Genomic DNA, 26,197 nt, shown 5'->3' with positions numbered 1-26,197 from the left:
TTAAATTGTAGGCGCATTATATTTTATGAAAATACTGCATAGGCTAAGAACCTAAGTATGGTCAAATGAAATTATAAAAAAGAAAAGGAGACTATTGATAGCCAATTGGCACCTTCCTAGCCTTTGAGGCTTGTTCGTAAACAAAAGCCCATTCTAATAGCAATTTTTCCTGCAAACGCCCACCAATAAAAGTGAGTCCTTTAGGTTCCCCTTCTATAGTATAGCCCATGGGCACAGTTAATGCAGGATATTCAGCAACCGCAGCAAACGCGGCATGGTAATTATTAATCGACAAAAAACCGTCTAATTTATGGACTGCCATAGGCCTGTCAAAATATAGTTTTCCATTAGTCTTAAGCGTATCTTTAATGCGTTCTAAGAAAGTGGCATCGCCACTGTCATTTACAATACCCTGAAATAATTTTTGGCCGTAAGGCATAGCTAAGGACGAGTCTTGTCTATTAAATTCCATTACATCAGATACTGTTCTTAAATTAAGGTCCTTATTCGCATAATTGTCCATATAATCTGGTAAATCCTTACGCATATCTAAATTTAGTAGATTTAAGAAGTTTGGAAGTTCAAGTGCCTCTTCCTCAATTTCAACTATTTCTGCACCTTGCATCTTCAAAACGTTAAGGGCATTAACATAAAGACTATCTTCCAATAATCGTTTAGGCGCCCCAAAGCGCTTTCCTTCAACACTTGCATTTTTTAGGTCTTTGGTGTAAAATCCAGAATCCCAAATTACCATAAAGGCTTTAGCATCATTGGTGTCTTCTCCAAATATGGCATCTAAGACAATAGCGTTATCAGTAACATTTCGAGTAATTGGTCCGGCCGTATCTAGAGTGGAGGAAATAGGGACGATACCGCTACGGCTTATTAATCCTACCGTAGGTTTTAATCCCACTACAGAATTTTGGCTTGCAGGTGACAAAATAGAACCTGCCGTTTCACTTCCTATAGTAGCCGCTGCAAAATTAACCGCCGCTGCAACGCCACTACCAGAGCTCGAACCACCCGTGTCAAAAATCCGTCTACCATATGGGTTAAGCGTCTGCCCTCCAATAGCACTATAACCACTTGGGCAATCACCACAGAAAAAATAGGCCCACTCACTTAAATTGGTCTTACCTAAAATCAATGCACCCTTGGATTTAAGTTGTTTTACTATAAAAGCATCTTGTGTGGTATTATCCTTCAAGGCTAGAGCTCCAGCTGTTGTAGGCATGTCAACAGTATTAATATTATCCTTTAATAGGACTGGCATACCAAAAATGGGGTGTTTTGCCTTTGAATTTAAGCCCTCTTTATCCAGTTCTCTGGCCCTTTTAATGACATTAGGGTTTATGGCAATAATCGAGTTCAGGGACAATGGATTTTCTCTATCGTATTTTCTTATGCGAAATAAATAAAACTTGACAAGATCTTCGTAACTGAATTGTCCATCGGCAATACTTTGCTGAAGTGTTGGGATATCTTGTTCTATAATCGAAGCCTTTAGGCGATTATAATCATCTTCTCCAAAATCCTCCATTTGGGAATTGATTCCATCCCAAATTTCGGCTTTCGTAAGGATTTTGGAATCTAAAATTTTAAATGTTGTAAAATCTTTTGTTGAAATAGCCTCAAGACCGTCAGCTGGTTCTTCGACATTCGTATTATCTATCTCAATCTCCGAAGCATCTTCTGGCATTTCGGATTCTGAAGTTTTATTGTTTTTACAAGAAAGGGTTAAAAGTAGAATTAAGAGAAATAGTATATAGCGCATGGTTAGTATTTTATTTAAAAATACAAAATACGCCTAAATTCTTAAAACTTTATGTGGACCGTTAAAGTAAAGCACCATTACCTAAAGAAAGAGTCCACAAACTCGTATTTATTAAATACTTGAAGATCCTCAATCCCTTCGCCTACACCGATATATTTTACAGGCACCTGAAATTGGTCACTAATGCCAATCACAACGCCTCCTTTAGCTGTGCCATCTAGCTTCGTTACCGCTAAAGATGTCACCTCGGTAGCTGCTGTAAATTGTTTGGCCTGCTCAAAAGCATTTTGTCCTGTAGAACCATCTAATACCAATAACACGTCATGTGGTGCATCTTCAACTACTTTTTTCATTACCCGTTTAACTTTCGTTAACTCATTCATCAAGTTAACTTTATTGTGCAAACGGCCAGCAGTATCAATAATTACTACATCTGCATTTTGAGTAACAGCGCTTTGTAAGGTATCAAATGCCACGGAAGCTGGATCACTTCCCATACTTTGTTTAACAATAGGTACCCCTACGCGATCTGCCCAAACTTGTAATTGATCTATGGCTGCTGCTCTAAACGTGTCTGCCGCACCAAGGACCACATTTAACCCTTGTTTTTTAAATTGGTAAGCCAATTTGCCAATGGTTGTTGTTTTACCAACGCCATTAACCCCAACAACCATAATAACATATGGCTGTTTCATTTCTGGGATACTGAACTCTGTAGCTTCTCCACTATTGGTTTCAGATAATAATCCTGCTATTTCTTCACGCAATATTTGATTGAGCTCTGAAGTCCCCAAATATTTATCTTTGGCCACGCGCTCTTCGATACGTTCAATGACCTTTAAAGTGGTATTTACGCCTACATCACTAGTCACCAAAATTTCCTCTAAATTATCTAGAACATCGTCATCTACTTTCGATTTTCCCGCAACTGCCTTATTAAGCTTGCCAAAGAAGGATGTTTTTGATTTTTCTAATCCTTTATCAAGCGATTCCTTCTTTTCAGAAGAAAAGATCTTTTTAAATAAACCCATAAATAACTATTTTATGTGAAGTGAGCAATAATCTTGCCCAAAGCCAAATCTGTTAAGTTGTCAGACTGACGTCAAAAATAAGCATAAAAAAACTGCTTTCAAATGAAAGCAGTTTTACTACATCTTATCTAATAGTATAGATTATTTCTTATTAAGCCAATCATTAACAAATTCTGGTGCCATAACAGATTCTACAAACATGTAGGCTCCTGTTTTTGGTGATTTCACCATCTTTATAGCTTTTGTCAAACGCTTTGACCCGGTTTGTAATGATGCTACTGATTTCTTTGCCATGATTAATTATTTTATCTCTTTATGAACTGTCATACGCTTTAATATGGGATTGAATTTTTTAATCTCCATGCGATCTGGCGTGTTCTTTTTATTTTTTGTTGTAATGTATCTTGAAGTTCCTGGCATACCAGAGTTTTTATGCTCCGTGCATTCCAAAATAACTTGTATTCTATTTCCTTTCTTTGCCATGGTATATTGACTTTAGCCTACGCTCTTATTTGTAAAATCCTTTAGCTCTTGCTTCTTTAAGTGCCGCAGAAATACCTATTTTATTAATGGTTTTTAACGCTGATGTTGACACTTTTAATGTTACCCACTTATCTTCTTCAGGGATATAAAAACGCTTCTTTATCAAGTTTGCGTCAAACTTGCGTTTTGTTTTGTTCATGGCATGGGATACGTTATTTCCTACCATCGCTTTTTTCCCTGTAAGTTCACAAACTCTTGACATTGTTTTATCTCTTTAGGTATGTTATTTTAAAACAGGGTGCAAATTTAGTAAAAGTTTAGTTTTCAACAAACTTAAAGTCTTACTTTTTTGAAATTTCTTTTGCTAGCATTTCAAAGGCTTTATTTGTAGCCTTCATTATCACTTTCTCTCTATGGTTACTAAAGTTAAAGACTTCAGAATAGACACCATCCTTTTTTGCAATGGTAATCCAAACGGTACCAACCTCAGCATCAGATTCCCCCTTATCCGGACCAGCATTACCTGTAGTACTAATGGCATAATCTGTATCAAAAAGTTCCCTGACATTTAATGCCATAGCTTCAGCTACTTGTTGGCTAACTACAGAATGTTTTTTTATGATTTTTTCTGGAACATTCAAAATATTTATCTTGGCATCTGAGGCATAGGCCACCACACTACCCTTAAAATATTTGGATGCTCCTGCATGAGCCGTGAAGGCTTGTGCAATTTTTCCGCCGGTACAACTCTCGGCAATCGCCAGTGTTTTTCCCATATCGGTCAACTGTAAGCCAATAATGGCCTCGAGGGAGTTGTCCTCTTCAAATCCAACAAAGATGTCTTCAATATATGTTAATAGGCGTTTGACCTGCCTATCCATTTCAATTTCTACCGTCTTGCGATCCTTTGCTCTGGCAGATAACCTAAGCCTAACACGTCCTAGGTTAGGTAAGTAGGCTAATTTTATAAAATTTGGCAAGTCATTCTCAAACTCCTCTATCCTATTCGCTATAGCACTTTCGCCCAAGCCATATGTGAGAAGGGTTTTATGCATTATAAATGGAAAATGATATTTTTTTCTTAAACGTGGAAAAACCTCATCCTTAACTAAAGCCTTCATCTCGTAGGGAACCCCTGGAAGCGAAACAAATGTTTTTTCATTCTTTTCTATCCACATGCCAGGTGCCGTACCGTACTTATTCATCAGAGCTATTGACCTTGAAGGCACAAGGGCTTGCTGCCTATTGATATCTGATATGGGGGTCTTTATATATTTTGCGAATAAATGCTCTATATGTTGCAATACCGCTGCATTCTCAATAAGGGTATCATTAAAATACTCGCAAATGGTATGTTTGGTAATATCGTCCTTGGTTGGTCCTAAACCACCTGTTATGATTATAATATCCGCATTGTCCTCTGCTTCCTTTAAAGCCTTTAGAATGTGTGCCTTGTCATCTTGAACAGATGTAATTTGATAAACCGAAACGCCGATTTTATTAAATTCCTTACCTAGAAAGGCCGAATTGGTGTCCACGATTTGCCCAATGAGAATCTCATCGCCGATGGTAATTATTTCTGCTTGCATTTATAGACCGAAATCTGCTTTTATTTCGTTGGTGGCGTTTTCAACCGCGGTAAGAACTATTTGAAGCTGTTTTTCAACATTTTTATCTTCTTGCTCAAATTTTCCCCAATCCTGAACCTCAATAAGGGTTTCTAGAATTCCTAATTCGAACAAATCTATAGTAGGCTTCATTTTGTGTGCGGCTTGATAGGCCTCATAAAAATCTGCTTCTGGTATAGCTTTTCTTAAGCGCTCAGCATCCTCAGGCACTTCTTCAACAAACGCTGCTGCTAACGCTGCAACAAAATCCTCATCGTTGTCCGCCATTTCGCGAACGCGATCTAATTTATAATACTTTGGCATTTATTTTATTTTTATTGAAAATAATTCCTCGTCCTCAATATATCCTTTTAATTGGTCATCTACAAAAACCTTACCGACACCTGCTGGTGTCCCGGTAAAGATAATATCTCCTATTTTTAAAGTGAAATATTTAGAAACATATTCTATAAGCTCATCAATTTTCCAAAGCATTAAGGCCGTATTGCCCGACTGCACAATTTCATCATTACGCTTAAGGCTGAAGTTGATATTATCAATATCCTCAAATTTGGTTTTAGGAAGCCATTTTCCTATCACTGCCGCACCATCAAATGCCTTGGCCTTTTCCCATGGTAAGCCTTTGGCCTTTAATTGTGACTGAAGATCTCTGGCAGTGAAGTCGATTCCTAAACCAATTTCATCATAATACTTAGGTGCAAATTTCCTATCAATATACTTTCCAACCTTCTTTATTTTCACCAAAATCTCAACCTCATGATGCACATCATCTGAAAAGTCTGGAATAAAAAAAGGCTGTTTTTTTAATAAAATGGCGGTATCTGGTTTTAAAAACACTACGGGATCCGCAGGTTTTTCATTTTCCAATTCTTTGATGTGGTCCGTGTAATTTCGACCTATGCAAATGAGTTTCATTTTATAAATATTATTTTTCGACTCCTAATTTTAGTCCAATTTGTTATTAAATTGGCGCAATTTGACGGCAGTCAGAACCTTTTTTGTATACAATGGAAAATCGGCATTTAACAACCACCCAAAATAACCAGGCTCTTGCTCTAAGATATCTACAACACGTTTGCCTTTATGCTTTCCGAAGGAAAAACACTCTTCCCCGTTTTTATTAAAGGTTAAGAAACCGGCAAAATCAGCGAACTTTTTTCTAGAGCTAAACTCAGCCAAGAATTTAGTGTCATTTTCAAGCTGTTCATATTTATTTAGCTGTGCCTTTAAAACCTCGTAAGTGGCTTTAGTATCGGCTTCTGCACTGTGAGCTTCATCCAAATTCTTATCACAATAAAATTTATATGCAGCGCTCAAAGTCCGTTGTTCCATTTTATGAAAGATGGTTTGCACGTCAACAGCTACCCTGTTTTTCATATCAAAATCCACCTCTGCCCTAAGCATCTCCTCGGCTAGCAACGGAATATCGAAACGATTGGAGTTAAAACCTCCTAAATCAGAATCCTTTATCATATTGTACACTTCCTTTGCAATCTCCTTAAAGGTCGGTGCATCTGCAACATCCGAATCTGAAATACCGTGAACCTTAGTGACCTCAGGCGGAATAGGAATCGTTGGGTTAACCAATTTGGTATATGTTTCCTCATTACCATCGGGATGAACTTTCAAAATAGAGATTTCTACTATACGGTCTTGGGAGATATTGATTCCTGTAGTTTCTAAATCGAAAAAACAAATGGGTTTATTAAGGTTGAGTTGCATGTGCTATTAATTTTTTGCAAATGTAGGCAGAATTCATAAAAGGGCCTGTCCAATTTACACAATTTGAAAATGTGCCGCAAAAGGTCGACATTCGCGATACTAATTTTAAGCATCCCAAAATGAAACCCGCACCTGAAACCGTACTAACGTTTAAATCTGGAATCACCATGAAAAATCGTTTTATGCTGGCGCCTTTAACCAATCAACAAAGTCATGAGGATGGGACATTGTCAAATGCTGAATTTAAATGGCTGACGATGCGCGCCAAGGGCGGATTTGGCTTAACCATGACTTGTGCTTCACATGTCCAAGAAATTGGTAAAGGATTTCCTGGGCAACTCGGTATATTTTCAGATAGGCATATTGAAGGGCATACTAAATTAGCTAGTACCATTAAGTCTTATGGAAGCTTGGCTATGGTACAACTACACCATGCGGGAATGCGCTCTCCATATGAGGTTATTGGTGAAAAAGCGGTCTGTCCTTCTGATAGCGAAAAACACAATGCCCGTGCCTTGACCTTAGGTGAGGTATATCAACTTAGAGCTGATTTTATCAGTGCTGCAATAAGAGCCAAAACTTCTGGTTACAGTGGCGTTGAAGTTCATGGTGCACATGGCTATATTTTAACTCAATTTTTAAGTTCAACCATAAATAAAAGAACAGATAATTATGGTGGTACGCTTGAGAATAGAGCACGCTTATTGTTTGAAATAGTAAACGGTATCCGAGAGCAATGTGGTAAAGATTTTTTGCTAGGTGTACGCCTATCACCAGAACGTTTTGGAATGAAATTATCCGAAATTAAAACGGTTAGTCAACAACTCATCGATTCTCATCAAATTGATTTCTTGGATTTATCCCTGTGGGATGTTTTTAAATTTCCAGAGGAGGCGATAGAGCCCAAAAAATCATTATTAGAACATATCTCTCAATTAGATCGAAAAGACGTTAAAATTACTGTAGCTGGCAATATAAGAGCTGGCGCTGATGTGCGGTATATATTAGACTCTGGAATTGATTTTGTATCTATTGGTCGTTCAGCAATTCTCCATCACGACTTTCCTCAATGCGTCATAGACAATCCTGATTTTACACCGATTCAAAACCCAGTTTCCGAAGATTACCTAAGGTCTGAAGGTCTAAGCGACACGTTTATAACTTATATGAGAAGATGGCCTGGGTTTGTTAAGGATAAATCCTAAAAAAGCACAGTTGAAACTGTGCTTTTTCTTATTTATTCTATTACATATTATGTCTCTTTATGTAATGATTTATATTTCCCTATTCATATCCCAAGCCTCCAAATAATCTTTTACGGCTTTAACAAATTGCCCTCCTAACGCACCATTTACTACCCTATGGTCATAAGAATGCGATAAGAACATTTTGTAACGGATACCCACATAATCTCCTTCAGGTCCTTCAATTACCGCTGGCACTTTTCTAATAGCGCCTAAGGCCAAAATAGCCACTTGTGGCTGATTGATAATTGGCGTTCCCATAATACTTCCAAAGGTTCCCACATTAGTGACTGTATAGGTACCCCCTTGAATATCGTCTGGATTTAGTTTATTCTCTCGTGCTCTTTTGGCCAAATCGTTAACACGTTTCGTCATTCCCAACAAATTAAGTTGGTCGGCATCCTTAATCACTGGGACTATAAGATTGCCATCCTGTAGTGCTGCCGCCATACCAAGGTTAATATGCTTACGTTTAATAATTTTATCACCCTGAACGGAAATATTTATCATTGGATAGTCCTTAATGGCCTTAGCCACGGCTTCCATAAATATTGGAGTAAACGTCAAATTTTCGCCTTCGCGAGCTTTAAAATCATTTTTTACTTTATTTCTCCAATTCCAAATATTGGTGACATCAGCTTCAATAAAAGACTGTACATGCGCTGAAGTTTGCACAGAATCTATCATGTGCTTTGAAATAAGTTTACCCATTCGGGTCATTTCAATAATCTCATCATCACCTGAGGCCACCACCGGAGCTGCTTCTTTCTTATCTTCTACTTTTGAAGCTGACGTGGCAGTTTGCTCAATGTCCTTAGCAACTGGTTCGATTTTAGGTGCTTCTTGTGGTATGTTTTGTGGCTGAAAACTTCGTTGTTCAAGAAATGCTTTTATGTCGTTTTTAGTAACCCGACCATCTTTACCTGTACCAGGAATCGCATCTAATTCTTCTTGGCTAACACCTTCTTGCTTGGCAATGTTTCTAACTAATGGTGAATAAAAACGATCTTCTGAGGATATAATCGGCTCGACAGCTGCCTTAGCGGCGGTTATAGTTTTAGACACCTCGGCCACAACCTTTGGTGCTTTTTCTTCTGCTACTGCCTCTACCACTGGCTCTGCCGCTGGTGCTTTCACCTCAACCGTTGCCCCACCTTCTGTTTCTATAACCGCAATAGTCTGACCTACTTGTACAACATCATCAACATCAAATAGTTTTTCAACTAAAGTCCCGTCGACTTCACTTGGCACTTCACTATCCACTTTATCTGTTGCAATTTCTAAAACGGCTTCATCTGCTTCGATGGTATCGCCTATATCTTTAAGCCAGGAGGTAATCGTTGCTTCCGCAACACTTTCTCCCATTTTAGGTAACTTAAGTTCAAACTTTGCCATATGTATAATTTGAAGGTCTTTAATTGCTAATCGAGTGCAAAATTAGTAAAAAAACCGTTTGTTTATTGGTTTTTGTTCAACTAAACACTATTAAAATTGCAGTACTTCACCTCTAGATACTGAGCTATCACTGCCTAGTATAAATGTACTATTTCTTGGTAAAAACCTGAATCTTATTCTAAATTTCTGCTTTTTTTCAATCATATCCGCAATGACTGCCTTGATTTGGAACTTACTTAAATCGTAAATAACCAAACTATTGTCTTCAATTGGCGTGTTTAATTGCGAATGTACGTGAACGGGTTCTACGAGTATTCTCCTTAACGCTTCTTGAAGCTGCTCTGTAAAAACATAGGTTTGTTCATGAAATTCTTCTCTAGGCCTTGATGGTTTTCTGAACACGTAGGCCAATTTTAATCCTAGCCATACTAACCCATTAAATAAAATATTTCCTTTGAAATGTTTTTTATAGAAAATTTGCATGGCCCCATAAAACCGTTTGGCATAGTTGGCATCCTTTAGCGTGCTTTCTCCCTTAAAATGAATAACAATTGTTTTTCCGTAATAATAATTGGTAAAACCATTTTTTAAGCACTTATAGGACAAATCCACATCCTCACCATACATAAAGTAATCTTCATCAAATCCTGCAACTTTGTCATAAACAGTTTTAGGTATTACCATAAGAGCACCTACCAGTATGTCACACGCGCCAATATCATTAGTATCTAGCTTGTTGGCATAATACCCTGAGTCTTTTCCAAAAAGTTTTTTAAGCGCTACAATAGGAGTAGGTATGTTTCGCTTACTCTCAGGTAAGAACTGGGCTTTACCATCTATTAATTGACAACCAACAATACCTAAATTACTTTGGGAATCAGCAAAATCCAATAGTTTTACAAAACAATCCTCAGGAACAACAGTATCTGGGTTAAGAATACATATATACTCACCTTCTGCTCTCTTGACACCTATATTATTGCCTTTTGAAAAACCAAGATTATCTGTGTTCTTAATGAGCTTAACTTTCGGAAACAAGGCTTTAACCATATTGCAGCTATCATCCTTAGAGTTATTGTCCACCACAATGATTTCAGCATCAATGGTCTTTATTGCAGCTTCTACACTTTTAAGACATAACTCTAAAAAATAGCGAACATTATAATTAAGTATGACTATTGATAATTTCAATATACAATTATGATTTTAGGGAAGCCTCGAATGGTATACGGTCTATAATACTCCTGCCTAAAGTAATTTCGTCGGTATATTCCAATTCGTTTCCTGCAGCAACACCTCTAGCAATGGTAGAAGTGGCAACATGGTAATCTTGGATTTGCCTGAAGATATAAAAGTTTGTCGTATCACCTTCCATGGTTGGACTCATAGCAAATATAAGCTCCTTTACCTCACCCTTTTTTACCTTTTCTACAAGGGAGGTGATGTTAAGATCTTGTGGTCCAATACCATCCATCGGTGAAATTTTGCCCCCAAGGACATGGTAAAGTCCTTTATACGAACTTGTGTTTTCAATGGCCATGACGTCTCTAATATCCTCAACAACACAAATCATTTCTTTATTTCGCAAGGGATTCTCACAAATCTCACATAAGGCTTTGTCACTAATACTATGACAGGATTCGCAAAAATTAATCTCAGCCCTTACCTTAGAGAGTGCTTCAGACAATTGGAATGTTTGATGCTCTGGCTGCCGCAATAAATGGAGCACTAATCGGAGGGCTGTACGCTTACCAATACCCGGCAATTGGGACATTTCGTTTACCGCATTTTCCAGTAATTTTGAAGAAAATTCCATAGGTGCGAAGGTACTGATTTTTTAATACTAAAACCCAAACCGAAAATGATTTCACATGAAGCTTTGAATCATATAATTACTTATTGATAATCAGCTTTTTGACCACTTGACCACTATGTGCATTAAGCTTCACAAAATACACTCCAGTTTCAAGTGATGAGACGTCGATTTTATGACCAGAGGCAAGATCTAACTGTTTTTGGTAATACACTAGTTTTCCTGTGGTGTTGTAAATTCTAATGCTGACATATTCTGCCTTGTTCCATTCAAGATTAACTTCGATATCCGCAGGATTTGGATAAATATTAAAATCGTCTGGTTCAGTTTCACTTATGGAAAGTGCTTCATTGTATAAGTCAGACCGCCATAAACCACGGCCGTAAGTAGCTGCATATATTTTATTGTCTGTGGTATTGATTTCCAGTTCATTAATTCTAACGTTGGGCAAACCGTTATTAAATGGAACCCAAGTATTCCCCAAAGTATTGTCAGTATAAAAAACACCATAATTCATTCCTACATATAGCCCATCATTAGCATTATTCTGCCATACCAAAGCTTGGGCTACAAAATTTGGTAAATCCCAACCAATAGGTGTCCAAGTAATGCCATTATCTGTGCTGACAAAGACTTTTTGACTATTGGTTGTTGCTATAGCTACCTTAGACGGGTCTGTAGGGTGAATAGCAATTTCATTGATTCTTCCACCATTGAGATTCAATGTAGATGGCACCCATACGGCACTGTCATTAAGACTGTAGTAAAATGCACCATTTATTGCCAAATATTTTGTGGTATTGTCTGAAGGTGCTACCTTAAAGTGATCAATATTGGCACCAAAATTTTGGGAAATAGAACTCCATGAATTTCCGCCGTTACTTGATGTATAAACCTCATCAAATGCACAATAAATGGTATTTTGGGCAGAAGGGTCTTGTTCAAAAGGCACAACCCAGTTCCATTGTGGTGTTCCGCCTTTGCCATCAGGTTGTGTGACGCCAAAAATATTTAAACCTTGGTCGAAGGTTTTTACAAACGACCCGAACTGGGATGTTCCATATAAAATTTGTGAGTTGTTTTTATCCACAAAACCCTCCATACCGTCAGCACCCCACCAGTCAGTCCAGTTTCCATCTGACCCAAGTACGGAAGAACCATTATCTTGCGAACCGCCGGTAACAATCACCGGGTCGGTTTGGCTTATACCAATTTTGTAAAATTGCCTTATACCCATTCCTGTTGTTATATCTGTGTAGTAGTCGGAGGACACGAATGTTGGGTCTTCAGCTCTAAATATGCCACCGTCTGTTCCCAAGAATAACTTAGTATTTAAATTAGAAGGACTCCCTTCCTGTGCAAAGAGCATAATATCAATATCTGCGTGACAATAACCAATACCCAAACTCGCTGCCTCAATGGGTACCCACTGTGAGGTGATATCAAAGGTGTTACCGCCGTCGGTTGATCGCCATGAATTGATTCCTGCAATGTGTACATCATTGATATTCTCTGGATTAACTACAATATCCATGTCCCGGGGCGCTTGTCCTAAATTGTCAAAACCAAAGGTATCATATCCAAAATAATTCTTGCCACTATGGTCAAGTTTTGTAAATGTCTCGCCTTCGTCATTGGACCTGTAGAAACCTCCGAAGAGATTCCCGTCGGCTTCTAGAATATAAAGAACGGCGGGGTCATCTGGTGAAACAGCCATCATTTTTACCCCTGTGGTAAACTCATTAGTCGCCCCCTCAAATCCTTCAGAAAATACAACGCCTCCCAGATTATTTGTTTCTACCGAGACATCATCAAGCGTTATACCCCTACCATAATTTGCCGTACCTTCAAATGCAATATAATAATCACCTGTTGGGTTAGGCAGATTAAGAGTTATGTCAGACCATGCTGTTACCTCATTTACAAAATGAGCTAATTCTATCCAGCTACTGTTAGAAGACTCCCGGTATAAGACTTTAAGTTCATCTTGGTCGTTGGCCCATTCTACCTGAGTAAATGAAAATTTTAATTGTGGATTTATCGCTCCGTTTAAATTTATTGAAGGTGAAATCAACCGAGTTGTGGGAGAGGAAAAATTACCCACATAGAGAAACGCCATTCCGTTACCTGTTCTTGGAAATACAGAGTTGTTCTGATTCGAATTTTCTATAACCCAGGCCAAATTACCTGTGACAAAATCTTGTTCCCATGACGCGATTTCATTAGTTGACGTAAATGTTACGCCTCCATCTGTGGACTTAAAGAAATTATTTCCAGAGGCGTATACCACACTTGGATCGCCTGGCTTAAATTCAAAATCGTAACCTGTTGTTGCACTTTGTGAAATTGAGGTCCAGTTAAGTCCACCATCAAAAGACTTAAATAATCCACCACCTTGGGCACTAGCATACATTTTAGATGTATCGGTTGGGTCAATTAAGATTTTATTGACAAAACCGTTAGGCAAGTTTCCAATCAGGCCCCAAGTGGCACCAGCGTCTATAGACCTAAATATTGAACCTCCTCTAGAGCCCCAGTAATACGTGGAATTGTTCAACGGGTCTATAGCTAAAGCGTAAACATCCATATTTGACAGGTTATCGGTTAACGCAGTCCAGGTCCCTCCACCGTCTAAACTTTTCCAAACACCGCCAGTCTCGCTGCCTGCTATAATATGATTTAAATTTCCTTCTTCTACGGCAATAGATGTAATACGGCCAACTCCCGGGTTATAACCAGAGGTCGCATTCCAATAAGTAGGCCCCATATCTTCCCAGGCACCAACTACTGTTCTGGCAGCTTGGCCTTCATTATTGATTTCAGTATTGTACCTCTCAAGTTCATTATAATAAAATTGTGGCGATTTCAATTTTCCGGTTTCGTCCATACTACGCTCTGCAAAATACAGCCACCGCCTAAAAGACTTATAGCCCGTTCCGCGTCCTCTTCCAACATTGTCAAAATAACGCTCAGCAGATTGTTTTATATTCTCAACCGTGTGATTACCTTCGGTGATGAGCTGCATATACTCTTGACTATTTATAAATGTGAAAGAGACACATATGGTAATTATTGAAATTATTCGTTTCATATTTATAATTTTGTTTGGAGCATTGTCTTCAAAAATACTATTTTTCGCTAAAATATACCCATAACCCTATGTCTCCGACATCCATTTTATTTCTCATTGCGGCCTACTTCGCTCTACTGATAATCATTTCTTATTTTACGGGGAAGGAAGATTCTAATGCAGCATTTTTTAAAGCAAATAAGTCAGCACCTTGGTATCTAGTTGCCTTCGGAATGATTGGCGCGTCGTTATCCGGTGTAACATTTATTTCAGTGCCAGGAGCCGTAGAAACCAACCAATTCGGATATTTACAAGTTGTGTTTGGTTATTTCTTTGGGTACCTCATAATTGCCTATGTTCTATTACCATTGTATTATCGCTTAAACCTAACCTCTATTTATTCCTATTTGGAAGATCGTTTTGGCAGAATTAGTTATAAAACTGGCTCTATAGCTTTTTTGATATCCAGAACCGTAGGTGCCTCATTTAGACTATTTTTAGTGGCCAAGGTACTTCAACTTTTGGTTTTCGATTCGCTTAATGTCCCTTTTGCCATTACCGTTGTTTTAACCATAGTTCTGATTTGGCTATACACCTTTAGAGGTGGTATAAAAACTATTATTTTCACAGACACATTGCAGACCCTGTTTATGCTAGTATCTGTTGTAGTTACAATTGTTTTTTTGGCATCAGAATTAGATTTAAATAGTGTCTCGGCCATTGTTGACAATGCAAAATCAAGTACATTAGGAAAAGTGTTTTTCTTTGAGGACAGCAATAACCCACAATACTTCTGGAAAAGTTTTCTTTCCGGCATCTTTATAACGATTACCATGACAGGTTTAGATCAAGATATGATGCAAAAAAACCTTACTTGTCGCAATTTAAAAGACGCTCAAAAAAATATGATTTCATTTAGCGTGGTCTTAGTTTTTGTGAATATACTTTTTTTAATTCTTGGTTTAATGCTAACTCAGTATGCGCAGCAAAACGGTATCTTAGCAACTAAAGATGATTTATTCCCGACCATTGCGATGTTACCGGAAATTGGGATAGTAACATCGGCATTTTTCTTATTAGGCTTGATTGCAGCAGCTTATTCAAGTGCAGATTCGGCATTAACTTCATTAACAACGTCATTTTGCATTGACATCATTGAAATTGAAAAAAAATCGGAAAACGTGCGAAAACGTCTTAGAAAGCGAACGCACTTAACTTTTAGTATTGTGCTGATTCTCATTATTTTACTATTTGATCTTATCTTCAAAGATGTCTCCGTTATATGGGAATTGTTTAAGGCTGCTGGCTACACCTACGGCCCATTATTAGGCTTATTTGCATTTGGGTTATTTACCACCAACCAAATAAAGGACAGGTTTGTATGGTTAATTGCGATTGTAGCACCTCTAATCTCTTATGGCCTAAATCTGTATTCCGAAGAATTATTTAATGGCTATAAAATAGGCTTTGAAATATTAATTATCAATGGCTTGCTTATGTTTTTCGGACTTTTACTAATTCGAAAAAAGAGTGTTAATACTGATTAGTACCTAACAATACCAAGGTACAGGCAACTTCATAATCAATACCATTTTTATCTAGTATATCGTAAAATTCAGGGTTTTCCGTTCCTGGATTGAAAATAACGCGCTTGGGTTTTAATTTAACAATGTAATCATAATAAGCCTTCTGATGTTTTGGATTAAGGTATAACGTTATCGTATCAATATGCTCATAGTTCAATAATTCTGTATCAATGTTTACATCAAGAACTTTTCCACCCTTAAGTCCAAATGCCTTAACCTCATTATTATGTTCTCGTAACCTCTTAATAGCCATGTTAGAATAACGATTGGGTTTCAGTGAAGCCCCTAGGACGAGAGTTGTTTTATTCATATGTTAAAAAAATGTTAAGTAAATAAATAAAAGTAACAGAGTATAAATATAGTCGTCTTTATAATATAATCATTTCATCAATCAATATAAATCACATGAGGTGTATTTTCATTATACTCTTTATGGTCTCATCAGCCATTGTAATTTCCCAACCTAATTCCAATACTGACATAAAAAATGGTTCCATTTCTGGACGTGTTTTTGACAAAGCGCTCAACGAACCTATACCATATGTCAATATAATTATAAAAGACACTGATAATAAAATCTTGACTGGTGGTATTACAGATAGTAATGGATTTTTTAACATCACCAAAATTCCAGAAGGTCGCATAAAAATCGAAATAACCTTTATTGGCTATAAAACTTTTTTCAAAGAAGAAACCATTGGGCCTGGCAAGTACAATCTCGATCTGGGCGACGTATACCTTGAGGAGGATATAGAAAGCTTAGATGAAGTTACCATTGTAGCCGAAACATCTACAATACAACAGAAAATAGATAGGAAGGTAATCAATGTGGGCAAAGATTTAACCACTGCCGGTCCTACAGCTTCAGACATCATGAACAATATCCCTTCAGTAAATATTGACCAGCAAACCGGAGATTTAGCGCTAAGGGGAAATCAAAATGTACAGGTTATGATTGACGGGAAACTATCCAATATCCCTACCGCGCAGTTACTTAGGCAAATTCCATCTTCATCAATTAAACAGATTGAACTGATTACCAATCCATCCGCCAAGTACAATCCTGATGGCATGAGCGGTATTGTAAATATAATACTTCATAAGAATGTGAATATTGGTTTTAATGGAAATCTCAATTTTGGTCTCGGTTATGAATTGGCACCAAAATTTAATAGTGCCATTGATTTAAATTACAGAAATGGCAAGCTTAATTTCTTTGGGAGTTATGGTAACAACATTTCAGAAAACATAAATTCAGGAGTCTTATATCAGATCGATTCTGATTTAACACAATTAATCGACATCACAGATGACCGTAATTCACATTTATTTAAAATAGGTGTAGACTACTATATAAACGAAACACATACCCTATCCGTGTTTACAAATCAAAATATCTTTAATGGTGGTGCTTTAGGTCAAACGGAACTCATTTTTGGAAATTCAATAGACCAACAGTTACAGGTTATAGATAATACCAATGAAAATGAAAGTCAACAATATAATATTAACTACAGCATAGACTTAGATGATAATGGCCAAAATATAGAACTGGAGATTGATCATAATATTTTTGATAACTCTATTTTTACAGACAATAATTTTAGTGGGACAGGTAGTAGACCAGATTTCGAGGAGTTTACTGAAATAGACAGAAACCGAACCGAAATTAATTTAGATTATGTGAATCCCTTATCTGAGACCTCTAAATTAGAATTAGGGTTACAAGGACGTTTTTTTGATAATGCCATTGATTATGTTTCAGATGGGCGTATTCAAAATCTAACGGGAAATTATATTCCAACATCAACTAATTTTAAATACGAACGTAATATTTATTCCGCTTATGTGAATTATAGCAAAAAGCTGGAAAAATGGTCCTATCAAATAGGGTTTAGAGCGGAGACCGTAAATGTTGATGCTTTGGCCATAGATACCGACCTAACGACCAACACCGCTTCTGATTTTCCTTTTGAAAATGACTATACCCAAATTTATCCATCAATTTTTATAACTCATGAGGCTTCTGAAAAAAATTCATATCAATTTAGTTTTAGTAGACGTGTGGACAGGCCTGGTGTTGGACAAGTTAACCCTATACCTGAATTTAATACGCCCTTACTTTCAAAGTTTGGCAATCCCGAATTAGAGCCACAATTCACCAATTCCTTAGAAGTCAATTATACAAGAAATCTAGAAAAAGGGAGTATTACCGCTGGTGTTTTTTACCGTCTAATTGAAGATGAAATCAATCAAGGTGTTTTTGTTGATCGCTCCAATCTTGGCTCAGGCCGTGTTATTTTACTTATAGACAACTTTGATAATACCTCTGCTTATGGCTTTGAACTCTCTGGAAGCTATAAACCAACAAAATGGTGGAGCTTTAATACAAGTTTTGACTTATATGGTCGCAGGCAGCGTGGTTTTGCGGAGTCCTTGGATCCCACTATACCTAATCCGACCGAGGACGACATTGAATTAAACAATGTTGAAATTAACAACTTGATTTACAATTTTAGGTTTTTCAATAATTTTGAAGTGAGCGAAAAACTAGCATTTTCTGCCTTTGCGCTCTATCGTGGAAAACAAACCGGATTGAACTTTGAGGTAGAACCGCTCTATTTTGTTAATCTCGGACTTCGTTACAACTTTCTTGAAGAAAATAGGGCTACATTTAGCCTGACTTTTAATAATGTTTTTGACACACAGGAGCAAAACACAACAAGTGAACGGCCGTTTCGGCAAGAATTAAATTGGTTCCCGGAATTTAATACCATTTTTGCCGGCTTATCTTATCGTTTTGGAGGCGGGAAATACAAAGCAAAATCACGCAAGCAAAGAGATAAGGACACAAAATCCAATAGTGGAATTATGTAATAAACTGTAACAATTCTAATATTTCAATGTCTTTAAAGCAATTAAGACTAATTAATAGTTGCATAAACAGTTGATGGTTAGTGTTAATGTAAAACTATTAGTGAAGAGAGCCCGGAGCTAAAAATTCCGGGTTTTTTGTTAAAGTTTATCAAATAATGTTAAAGTTTGAAATAAAATAAAGAAATAAACGTCTTCAGTATTAAGATAAGTTTTAAGTAGTCGTAATTATAAGATTAATTTTTATAATTAAGTGTTAGTTAAAGTTGGTTAATAGCTGAAAAAGCCCAGATTCAAAATCTGGGCTTTTTTTAGAATTATTTCAAACGACATTGGCCGAGAACGATTAAATGACCAATTTGGTAAGACAACGGTTTATTCAGAAAATAAGTTACCATTTAATGATGGCACTTCCCCAAGTAAAGCCACTACCAAAAGCTGCCAAAACCACAATATCCCCCTCTTCTATTTTTCCATCTTCCCAAGCCTCAGTTAAGGCAATGGGAATGGATGCGGCCGTTGTATTACCGTATCTCATAATATTGTTGTATACTTGATCATCACTCAAGTCAAACTTCTTTTGTATAAACTGCGAAATTCTTAGATTGGCTTGATGTGGAATAAGCATATCAATAGCTTCTTTACTAAGATTATTGGCCTTTAAACCTTCCATAATGGCCTCACTAAAACGGACAACGGCATGCTTAAAAACAAATTGACCATTCATGTAAGGGTAATAAGATACGTCATCCGGGTCGTTTTCTTCCATAATAGCATCTACCCAACGCCCAGTACTTGGCCCTTCTAAAGCCAATTCCTTTGCATATTTTCCCTCAGAGTGCAGATGGGTTGATAAAATTCCTTTTGTATTATCTTCTTCCCTACTTAAAACTACGGCACCAGCCCCGTCACCAAAAATCACGGTCACATTTCTTCCTCTCGTTGACCGTTCCAGTCCACCGGAATGATTTTCGCTTCCAATCACTAGGACATTCTTATACATTCCCGTTTTTATAAACTGATCGGCTACGGACAACCCATAAATAAAGCCAGAACATTGGTTCCTAACATCCAAAGCACCAATGGTGTCCATTTCTAACAATTCTTGGACTTTTACACCACCTCCCGGAAAGTACATATCCGGACTTAAGGTGGCGAAAACTATAAAATCAATATCATCCTTGGTTAAACCCGCTCGCTCAATGGCAATTTTAGCAGCCTTGGCTCCCATTATAGAGGTTGTATCGTCACTTGTTTTTGGATCTATCCACCGTCGTTCCTTAATACCTGTTCGCTCTTGAATCCATTCATCAGAGGTTTCCATCCACTCCTTTAAATCATCATTGGTAACCACATTTTCTGGAACATATTTCCCTAGACCTATTATTTTTGAATTATACATATGTAAAAATAATTTTTAGACTTACAAATTTAACCCATTTAGGCGTACACAAAATTTCATTCGTTATGCGCGCATAATAAACAGGACTATCTGCACAGTCACCATAAATTTAACATCACTAAAACATTTTTCAATTTCAATTTTAATTATATTCAGAGCTATAATTAATCAAAAGCACATTATGAAACGTATACTAAATTTCTTACTCTGTCTCTTCCTAATGCAGAGCTATGCCCAACAAAGTCTTTCTTACCAAAAACCCTCTGACGAAATACTTGAACTTGCCGATGTGGAATTGGCCCCAGGTGTGCAAATAGATAGTAAGGGGAAAAACATGGTGCTTCTTTACAGAGACCAATATAAATCCATAGCTGAACTATCAGAAACAGAATTACGATTGGCCGGTTTGCGTATTAACCCGGTTACAAATATTGGTAGTCGTACCAATTATATCACTAACCTAAAGGTTAAAAAAACAACGGACAAAACCGCTAAACAAGTTAAAGGATTACCAGAAAACCCAAGGCTTTCAGGTTTTAGCTGGTCTCCTGATGAATCTATGATTGCATGCTTAAACACCACATCAACGGGCGTTGAGGTATGGGTCTTAGACATTGAACAAGGCAGCGTAAAAAAATTAACGGACGCCACGGTAAATGCCAATATGGGAAGTACTATTAATTGGTTTAAGGATAATGAGCATCTATTGGTAAAAATGCTGCCAAAGGATAGAAAACCCTTAATAAATGCATCTGAAGCTGTACCTACGGGTCCGACTATATCGGTCAGTGATGGGGAAAAGGCACAAAACAGAACCTATCAAGACTTACTAAAAACACCCAACGATGAATTCAATTTTGAACAATTAGCTCATTCAGAAATTGTAAAGGTTTCCACTGAAGGCGATGTAAAACCGTTTTTAGACTCTGCCATGTATCGTGGTATTAGTTTTTCGCCAGATGGCAATTATGTCATGGTCACAAAAACCAAGCGCCCTTTTTCATATTTAGTCACATATTCTCGTTTTCCTTATGAAAGCATCGTTTATGACACTAGTGGCAATATGATAGAAATGGTTAATGAGGTACCATTAGATGAGGTAAGACCTCAAGGATTTATGGCAACACGCTTAGGAAAACGCAACATGAACTGGAGAGCTGACCATCCAGCAACCTTGGTGTGGACTGAAGCTTTAGATAATGGTGACCCAGCGGTTGATGCTGAGTTTAGAGATGCAGTCTATCAACTTACTGCACCTTTTAATGGAACACCTGAATTAATTCTTAAAACCAAACAGCGCTTTTCAGGCATCGACTGGGGAAATGAGGAATTCGCAATAGCCTATGATTATTGGTGGAATACTAGAAATACAAAAACATATACCTTCAACCCATCGAATCCAAAGCAGACACCTAAGGTTATTTATGACAGAAGCTATCAAGATGTGTATAGCGACCCGGGTAATTTTGTGAGTTCTAAAAACAAATATGGCCGCTACACGCTAGACATGGATGGAGATAAACTGTATTTGATGGGAGATGGCTATTCCGAAAACGGACAATTTCCATTTGTCGATGAATACAACATTAAAACCAACAAAACGAATCGCCTATACCAATCACCATATACTAATAAGCTTGAAAATTTAAGTTCAGCTATTGATATGAAAAAAGGTGAAATTCTTGTGAGAATTGAATCACCTACAGAATACCCAAATTATTACATTAGAAATATTAAAAAGAAAAATGACCTCACAGCTATAACAGCATTTGACAATCCGTTTAAAAGCCTTGAAAACGTAGAAAAAAGAGTTATTAGCTACAAGCGTGATGACGGACTGGATTTGGAAGGCACCTTGTATTTACCCTTAAATTATGAAAATGGCAAAAAATACCCCATGATACTTTGGGCCTATCCTAGGGAATACAAAGATAAATCAAGCGCATCGCAAAGTACCACTAACCCTAATGAATTTGTATATCCATATTGGGGTTCGCCTATTTATTGGGTAACAAAAGGTTATGTTGTTTTAGATGATGCCGCTTTCCCCATTGTGGGCGAGGGAAGTGAAGAGCCCAATGACTCCTTTAGAACACAATTGGTTGCAAATGGTAAAGCCGCTATAGATGCCGTAGATAATCTTGGCTACATTGACAGAGATAAGGTAGCGGTTGGCGGACATAGTTATGGTGCTTTTATGACTGCCAATTTATTATCGCATTCAGACTTATTCGCGGCGGGCATTGCCAGAAGTGGAGCTTACAACAGAACGCTGACGCCATTTGGCTTTCAAAGTGAAGAACGCAGCTATTGGGAAGCTCCCGAAGTGTACTATAATATGTCACCTTTTATGCATGCCGACAAGATGAAAACACCTCTTCTCTTGATCCATGGCGTAGCCGATAACAATTCCGGAACATACCCGTTACAGTCTGAGCGTTATTTTAATGCATTAAAAGGTTTAGGCGCTCCAGTGCGTTTGGTAATGCTTCCTAAAGAAAGTCATGGTTACAGAGCAAAAGAATCTATTATGCATATGCTTTGGGAACAGGACCAATGGCTAGAAAAACACGTGAAAAACAAGGCGAAAAAGGAGGAGAAAATAGAAACCACAGAAACCATAAAAGATTAAATTATAAGCTTGAGGAGAAAAGCCATCCCATGTGATGGCTTTTTTTATGTCATCTTGTCACTCTGAAGAACTTGGTATTTTATTTGAATTAGACTTTGTGAGAAAAAATAATTTAATGGACATCCTGCCATTTCAGGATTAACAAAACGAAAATATCATGACAAAAGGAAATATCAATGTATCGGTAGAAAACATTTTTCCCTTAATTAAAAAGTTTTTGTACAGTGACCACGAAATCTTTTTACGTGAGTTAATTAGTAATGCTACAGACGCCACTTTAAAATTAAAACATATCACCAGCATCGGTGAAGCTAAAGTTGATTATGGGAATCCTAAAATTGAGGTAAAAATTGACAAAGACGGTAAAAAGCTTCATATTATAGATCAAGGTATCGGTATGACGGCCGAAGAGGTGGAAAAATACATTAATGAGGTAGCGTTTTCTGGTGCTGAAGAATTTTTAGACAAGTATAAAGAAGCCGGAAAAGATACCGGAATTATTGGCCATTTTGGTTTAGGTTTTTATTCCGCGTTTATGGTGGCGGAAAAGGTTGAAATCATCACTAAATCCTATAAAGAAGAACCAGCAGCACACTGGACATGTGACGGTTCACCTGAATTTTCTTTAGAAGAATCGGACAAAACGGATAGAGGTACTGAAATTATCCTTCATATCGCAGAGGATTCCACCGAATTTTTGGAAGAAGGCCGAATTCGCGAACTTTTAATGAAGTACAATAAGTTTATGCCTATTCCTATTAAATTTGGAACCAAGGAAATAAATGACCCTGACTTCACTCCTAAAACCACAAAGGACAAGGACGGCAAAGAAACAACGGAGCCTCACAAGAAGATAACCGTTGATAACATCATAAACAACCCCAATCCTGCTTGGACCAAACAACCTGCAGACTTAACAGACGAGGATTATAAGAGCTTTTATAGAGAACTTTATCCTATGCAGTTTGAGGAACCGTTATTTCATATTCACCTCAACGTAGATTACCCCTTTAACCTCACGGGAATTCTATATTTCCCCAAGATGACCAATGACTTAAATCTGCAAAAAGATAAAATTCAACTATACCAAAATCAGGTGTTCGTAACAGACAATGTAGAAGGGATTGTTCCAGAGTTCTTAACCATGCTTCGTGGTGTTATCGATTCGCCAGACATCCCACTGAACGTATCCCGTAGTTATCTTCAAGCAGATGGCAACGTTAAGAAGATATCTTCTTATATCACAAGAAAGGTAGCTGACAAATTAAAATCATTGTTCAATAACAATCGTGAGGATTTTGAAAAGAAATGGAATGACATAAAAATCGTTATTGAATACGGTATGCTGTCTGAAGAAAAATTCTTTGAAAAGGCTGACGCATTTGCACTATATCCAAGTGTTGATGGTAAATACTATACCTACGACGAGCTTTATAACAAGATAAAAGCGAATCAAACGGATAAGGACGATAAACTTGTAATTCTTTATGCGTCCAATAAAGATGAGCAACATAGTTATATTGAAGCAGCTAAGGCCAAAGGTTATGAAGTCTTATTGCTAGACTCACCAATAGTGAGCCATTTAATGCAAAAGCTTGAAAGCTCTAAAGAGAATATATCCTTTGCACGAGTAGATGCCGACCATATTGACAACCTCATCAAAAAAGAAGACACTAGCATTTCCAAATTGTCGGAAGATGAGAAAACCAAATTAGATGAATTGCTGAAAGACATTGTACCCACTGAAAAATTCACAGTACAATTAGAGGCTATGGACAGCGATGCCGCACCGTTTCTGATAACACAACCAGAATTTATGCGTCGAATGAAAGAGATGCAACAAACTGGTGGTGGCATGTTTGGTATGGGCAATATGCCAGAAATGTATAATCTCGTCGTCAACACTAATTCTAATTTAGTTAGTGAGATTTTAAATACTAAAACCAAAAAGAAGCAAGAGCGACTTATTAATCAAAGTTTAGACTTAGCACGCTTATCACAAGGTTTACTGAAGGGAGAAGAACTCACAAACTTCATTAAACGTAGTTATGACATGATTAAGTAGTTGACGCGCTGAGTCGGCTCAGCATCCTATATAAATCAAACCATCTTGTACTGCAAGGTGGTTTTTTTGTTTAATGATATCTATTTACCTTAAAAGGCCGGGGGACTTAATGTCCTATAATAACAATATGCCCCTTCAGGGTTCTAATAATTTAAATATCCTTTTTTACACATTCATGACCTTATTCTTAGGTCCTAGATAGGACATTATAGCAGTTGGTGGTCAATAAATAAGAATACATCGAGACAAACCATAAAATTATAAATGTTTTAAATATATTGATAGGTGGAATTTTTATAACAGAGGTTACAGCAACTAATTAATTATGGCAAATCGTATTTATGGTCAATTGTGGTCATATAAACGATTTACAGGAGCATCCTGCTTCAACAATACACTAAAAAAATGGAAGAAAAACTTATTTCCAAAAAAAAACCTGCCTATCCTATAAGTGCAGCACTTTCGGATTATCTATCAGAACACGGTAGAAATATAAAGATACCCATTTATTATGACGATTTACTCCGGTTTCAAGGAGCGATAGAAATTCTAGATGAAAACGAAAATGACACCTTATGGATAAAGACATATTACGCTGAACACGAACGCGATGAAATTGAGTACAGCTTAAAGCAAATGTATTCTATTTTACATTCCGATGGCCGTGACGATATCCTCCCCTATTTATCAATTGACAGCATTGATTTTTGCACTTTTGGAAATACGAAACCGTTTCGCGTAAAGGTCCGCAATATCATTAATGACAACTACATCTTTTTATATATTAAAAAGGCAGATGCTTCTCGTATTTATGGATTAGAGCTTGAAGACTTACTTTCACCTAATCATATTAATTTTTTGGTTCATAAAGACACACTTATTGAAGATCATATTTTAGGGATTCCAGGGGATACCTTTATCAGCCAAAGGCTCGAGTATCTGTCAGAACAGGATAAAAAAGCCTTAGCTAAGGAATTTGTAAAATTTAACGAGCGTTGTTTTGTAAGACTACTAGCGGATATGAGGTCTTACAACTATGTCATTGTCATAACCCAAGATTTTGACAGAGTCCAGTACAGAATAAGAGCTGTAGATTTTGACCAACAAAGCTATGAAGGCAATCCTAAAGTCTACCTGCCTCAATTCCTAAAAGAAAATAATGCCCTTGTAAACATGACATTGAGTGTTTTGACAGATGAATCCATTGAACAATACAAAAAAGAAGAGCGTTCTTTATTGGCAAAAAGAGCCAATAGCGAGCAAGAGCGCCTAGAAGACCTTTTAAACTGTATGAGAAATGACACCCTATCTCAGCCAAGTAAAATTAAACAGCTCAAAATAGGCTTATATGAAATGACCAAGGATGTGAACTTCAAAAAATCGAAAAACATGGGTGAACTCTTAAGCAATGCTTTAGATTTTATAAAGAGAAATTATGTCAATGAAAACCCTTACATAATTAAGTAGAAGCCAGAACT

At 37.2% G+C, this 26,197-nt stretch carries 21 protein-coding genes; 6 read left to right on the top strand and 15 right to left on the bottom strand.

From position 1 onward, the window contains the following. Positions 1–91 precede the first annotated feature (91 nt). From CA834_RS11300 to CA834_RS11260, 9 genes are all read right to left on the bottom strand, one after another. Entirely contained in the window at positions 92–1,774 is a 1,683-nt protein-coding gene (locus CA834_RS11300) for an amidase family protein (RefSeq protein ID WP_094968826.1), read from the bottom strand. 77 nt (positions 1,775–1,851) lie between these two features. Beyond that, positions 1,852–2,805, bottom strand: coding sequence for a signal recognition particle-docking protein FtsY (gene ftsY / locus CA834_RS11295; protein ID WP_094968825.1), 954 nt, complete (start codon positions 2,803–2,805; stop codon positions 1,852–1,854). 141 nt (positions 2,806–2,946) lie between these two features. Beyond that, complete coding sequence (locus CA834_RS11290; protein WP_094968824.1) at positions 2,947–3,099, bottom strand: DUF4295 domain-containing protein; 153 nt, start codon at positions 3,097–3,099, stop codon at positions 2,947–2,949. A gap of 6 nt (positions 3,100–3,105) precedes the next feature. After that, positions 3,106–3,288: a 50S ribosomal protein L33 gene (rpmG, locus tag CA834_RS11285; RefSeq protein ID WP_094968823.1), complete on the bottom strand. Its 183-nt coding sequence runs from the start codon at positions 3,286–3,288 to the stop codon at positions 3,106–3,108. Positions 3,289–3,313: 25 nt separating this feature from the next. Then, complete coding sequence (rpmB, locus tag CA834_RS11280; protein ID WP_094968822.1) at positions 3,314–3,550, bottom strand: 50S ribosomal protein L28; 237 nt, start codon at positions 3,548–3,550, stop codon at positions 3,314–3,316. Positions 3,551–3,629: 79 nt separating this feature from the next. After that, positions 3,630–4,877, bottom strand: a complete 1,248-nt coding sequence (locus CA834_RS11275) for a competence/damage-inducible protein A (RefSeq protein ID WP_094968821.1) — start codon at positions 4,875–4,877, stop codon at positions 3,630–3,632. Then, positions 4,878–5,219 carry an Hpt domain-containing protein gene (locus CA834_RS11270; protein ID WP_094968820.1) on the bottom strand — a complete coding sequence of 114 codons (342 nt, stop codon included), beginning with the start codon at positions 5,217–5,219 and terminating at the stop codon, positions 4,878–4,880. Beyond that, positions 5,220–5,831 (bottom strand): fumarylacetoacetate hydrolase family protein, encoded by a 612-nt coding sequence (locus tag CA834_RS11265; RefSeq protein WP_094968819.1) that lies wholly within the window; start codon positions 5,829–5,831, stop codon positions 5,220–5,222. A 30-nt stretch (positions 5,832–5,861) separates the two neighbouring features. Further along, positions 5,862–6,638 (bottom strand): 3'-5' exonuclease, encoded by a 777-nt coding sequence (locus CA834_RS11260; RefSeq protein ID WP_094968818.1) that lies wholly within the window; start codon positions 6,636–6,638, stop codon positions 5,862–5,864. 119 nt (positions 6,639–6,757) lie between these two features. Between CA834_RS11260 and CA834_RS11255 the strand changes: the two genes are divergently transcribed. Continuing rightward, entirely contained in the window at positions 6,758–7,843 is a 1,086-nt protein-coding gene (locus CA834_RS11255; RefSeq protein WP_094968817.1) for an NADH:flavin oxidoreductase, read from the top strand. Positions 7,844–7,912: 69 nt separating this feature from the next. Here the strand turns inward: CA834_RS11255 and CA834_RS11250 are convergent, their stop codons facing one another. The 4 genes from CA834_RS11250 to CA834_RS11235 form a co-directional block, all read right to left on the bottom strand. Beyond that, positions 7,913–9,277 carry a dihydrolipoamide acetyltransferase family protein gene (locus tag CA834_RS11250; protein ID WP_094968816.1) on the bottom strand — a complete coding sequence of 455 codons (1,365 nt, stop codon included), beginning with the start codon at positions 9,275–9,277 and terminating at the stop codon, positions 7,913–7,915. Positions 9,278–9,367: 90 nt separating this feature from the next. Beyond that, positions 9,368–10,468, bottom strand: coding sequence for a glycosyltransferase family 2 protein (locus CA834_RS11245; protein WP_094968815.1), 1,101 nt, complete (start codon positions 10,466–10,468; stop codon positions 9,368–9,370). A gap of 7 nt (positions 10,469–10,475) precedes the next feature. After that, positions 10,476–11,093, bottom strand: a complete 618-nt coding sequence (gene recR / locus CA834_RS11240) for a recombination mediator RecR (protein WP_094968814.1) — start codon at positions 11,091–11,093, stop codon at positions 10,476–10,478. 76 nt (positions 11,094–11,169) lie between these two features. Beyond that, positions 11,170–14,181 (bottom strand): VPS10 domain-containing protein, encoded by a 3,012-nt coding sequence (locus CA834_RS11235; RefSeq protein ID WP_094968813.1) that lies wholly within the window; start codon positions 14,179–14,181, stop codon positions 11,170–11,172. Between the two features lie 68 nt (positions 14,182–14,249). Here CA834_RS11235 and CA834_RS11230 point away from each other — a divergent pair, with 68 nt between their 5' ends. Continuing rightward, positions 14,250–15,707, top strand: coding sequence for a sodium:solute symporter (locus tag CA834_RS11230; protein ID WP_094968812.1), 1,458 nt, complete (start codon positions 14,250–14,252; stop codon positions 15,705–15,707). Here the strand turns inward: CA834_RS11230 and CA834_RS11225 are convergent. Next, positions 15,694–16,056 carry a CoA-binding protein gene (locus CA834_RS11225; RefSeq protein ID WP_094968811.1) on the bottom strand — a complete coding sequence of 121 codons (363 nt, stop codon included), beginning with the start codon at positions 16,054–16,056 and terminating at the stop codon, positions 15,694–15,696. The two genes, CA834_RS11230 and CA834_RS11225, sit on opposite strands and share 14 nt — an antisense overlap. Before the next feature lie 95 nt (positions 16,057–16,151). Here CA834_RS11225 and CA834_RS11220 point away from each other — a divergent pair, with 95 nt between their 5' ends. Next, complete coding sequence (locus tag CA834_RS11220) at positions 16,152–18,623, top strand: TonB-dependent receptor domain-containing protein (RefSeq protein WP_094968810.1); 2,472 nt, start codon at positions 16,152–16,154, stop codon at positions 18,621–18,623. A gap of 388 nt (positions 18,624–19,011) precedes the next feature. On the opposite strand, the gene CA834_RS11215 is transcribed toward CA834_RS11220, so the two are convergent. Further along, positions 19,012–20,022, bottom strand: a complete 1,011-nt coding sequence (locus CA834_RS11215; protein ID WP_094968809.1) for a 3-oxoacyl-ACP synthase III family protein — start codon at positions 20,020–20,022, stop codon at positions 19,012–19,014. Between the two features lie 181 nt (positions 20,023–20,203). Between CA834_RS11215 and CA834_RS11210 the strand changes: the two genes are divergently transcribed. From CA834_RS11210 to CA834_RS11200, 3 genes are all read left to right on the top strand, one after another. Next, entirely contained in the window at positions 20,204–22,654 is a 2,451-nt protein-coding gene (locus tag CA834_RS11210) for an alpha/beta hydrolase family protein (RefSeq protein ID WP_094968808.1), read from the top strand. A gap of 157 nt (positions 22,655–22,811) precedes the next feature. After that, on the top strand, positions 22,812–24,719 hold the full coding sequence (gene htpG, locus CA834_RS11205) for a molecular chaperone HtpG (RefSeq protein WP_094968807.1): 1,908 nt from the start codon (positions 22,812–22,814) through the stop codon (positions 24,717–24,719). 405 nt (positions 24,720–25,124) lie between these two features. Beyond that, the gene (locus CA834_RS11200; RefSeq protein WP_094968806.1) at positions 25,125–26,186 is read left to right on the top strand and encodes a hypothetical protein; all 1,062 of its coding nucleotides are present in this window, start codon (positions 25,125–25,127) and stop codon (positions 26,184–26,186) included. Positions 26,187–26,197 lie beyond the last annotated feature (11 nt).

This window comes from Winogradskyella aurantia (assembly GCF_002266855.1).
GTDB classification, from domain to species: Bacteria; Bacteroidota; Bacteroidia; order Flavobacteriales; family Flavobacteriaceae; genus Winogradskyella; species Winogradskyella aurantia.
Note: the sequence above shows the minus strand (reverse complement) of the source record. Positions and strands in the feature narration are given on the sequence as shown.

Bases quoted from the DNA above. Each gene is read 5' to 3' on its own strand.
- CA834_RS11235 (WP_094968813.1), bottom strand. From the start codon at position 14,181: ATGAAACGAATAATTTCAATAATTACCATATGTGTCTCTTTCACATTT.
- CA834_RS11290 (WP_094968824.1), bottom strand. From the start codon at position 3,099: ATGGCAAAGAAATCAGTAGCATCATTACAAACCGGGTCAAAGCGTTTG.
- rpmG (WP_094968823.1), bottom strand. From the start codon at position 3,288: ATGGCAAAGAAAGGAAATAGAATACAAGTTATTTTGGAATGCACGGAG.
- CA834_RS11230 (WP_094968812.1), top strand. From the start codon at position 14,250: ATGTCTCCGACATCCATTTTATTTCTCATTGCGGCCTACTTCGCTCTA.
- CA834_RS11220 (WP_094968810.1), top strand. From the start codon at position 16,152: ATGAGGTGTATTTTCATTATACTCTTTATGGTCTCATCAGCCATTGTA.
- CA834_RS11215 (WP_094968809.1), bottom strand. From the start codon at position 20,022: ATGTATAATTCAAAAATAATAGGTCTAGGGAAATATGTTCCAGAAAAT.
- recR (WP_094968814.1), bottom strand. From the start codon at position 11,093: ATGGAATTTTCTTCAAAATTACTGGAAAATGCGGTAAACGAAATGTCC.
- CA834_RS11210 (WP_094968808.1), top strand. From the start codon at position 20,204: ATGAAACGTATACTAAATTTCTTACTCTGTCTCTTCCTAATGCAGAGC.
- CA834_RS11270 (WP_094968820.1), bottom strand. From the start codon at position 5,219: ATGCCAAAGTATTATAAATTAGATCGCGTTCGCGAAATGGCGGACAAC.
- CA834_RS11300 (WP_094968826.1), bottom strand. From the start codon at position 1,774: ATGCGCTATATACTATTTCTCTTAATTCTACTTTTAACCCTTTCTTGT.
- htpG (WP_094968807.1), top strand. From the start codon at position 22,812: ATGACAAAAGGAAATATCAATGTATCGGTAGAAAACATTTTTCCCTTA.
- CA834_RS11200 (WP_094968806.1), top strand. From the start codon at position 25,125: ATGGAAGAAAAACTTATTTCCAAAAAAAAACCTGCCTATCCTATAAGT.
- rpmB (WP_094968822.1), bottom strand. From the start codon at position 3,550: ATGTCAAGAGTTTGTGAACTTACAGGGAAAAAAGCGATGGTAGGAAAT.
- CA834_RS11275 (WP_094968821.1), bottom strand. From the start codon at position 4,877: ATGCAAGCAGAAATAATTACCATCGGCGATGAGATTCTCATTGGGCAA.
- ftsY (WP_094968825.1), bottom strand. From the start codon at position 2,805: ATGGGTTTATTTAAAAAGATCTTTTCTTCTGAAAAGAAGGAATCGCTT.
- CA834_RS11265 (WP_094968819.1), bottom strand. From the start codon at position 5,831: ATGAAACTCATTTGCATAGGTCGAAATTACACGGACCACATCAAAGAA.
- CA834_RS11260 (WP_094968818.1), bottom strand. From the start codon at position 6,638: ATGCAACTCAACCTTAATAAACCCATTTGTTTTTTCGATTTAGAAACT.
- CA834_RS11255 (WP_094968817.1), top strand. From the start codon at position 6,758: ATGAAACCCGCACCTGAAACCGTACTAACGTTTAAATCTGGAATCACC.
- CA834_RS11250 (WP_094968816.1), bottom strand. From the start codon at position 9,277: ATGGCAAAGTTTGAACTTAAGTTACCTAAAATGGGAGAAAGTGTTGCG.
- CA834_RS11225 (WP_094968811.1), bottom strand. From the start codon at position 16,056: ATGAATAAAACAACTCTCGTCCTAGGGGCTTCACTGAAACCCAATCGT.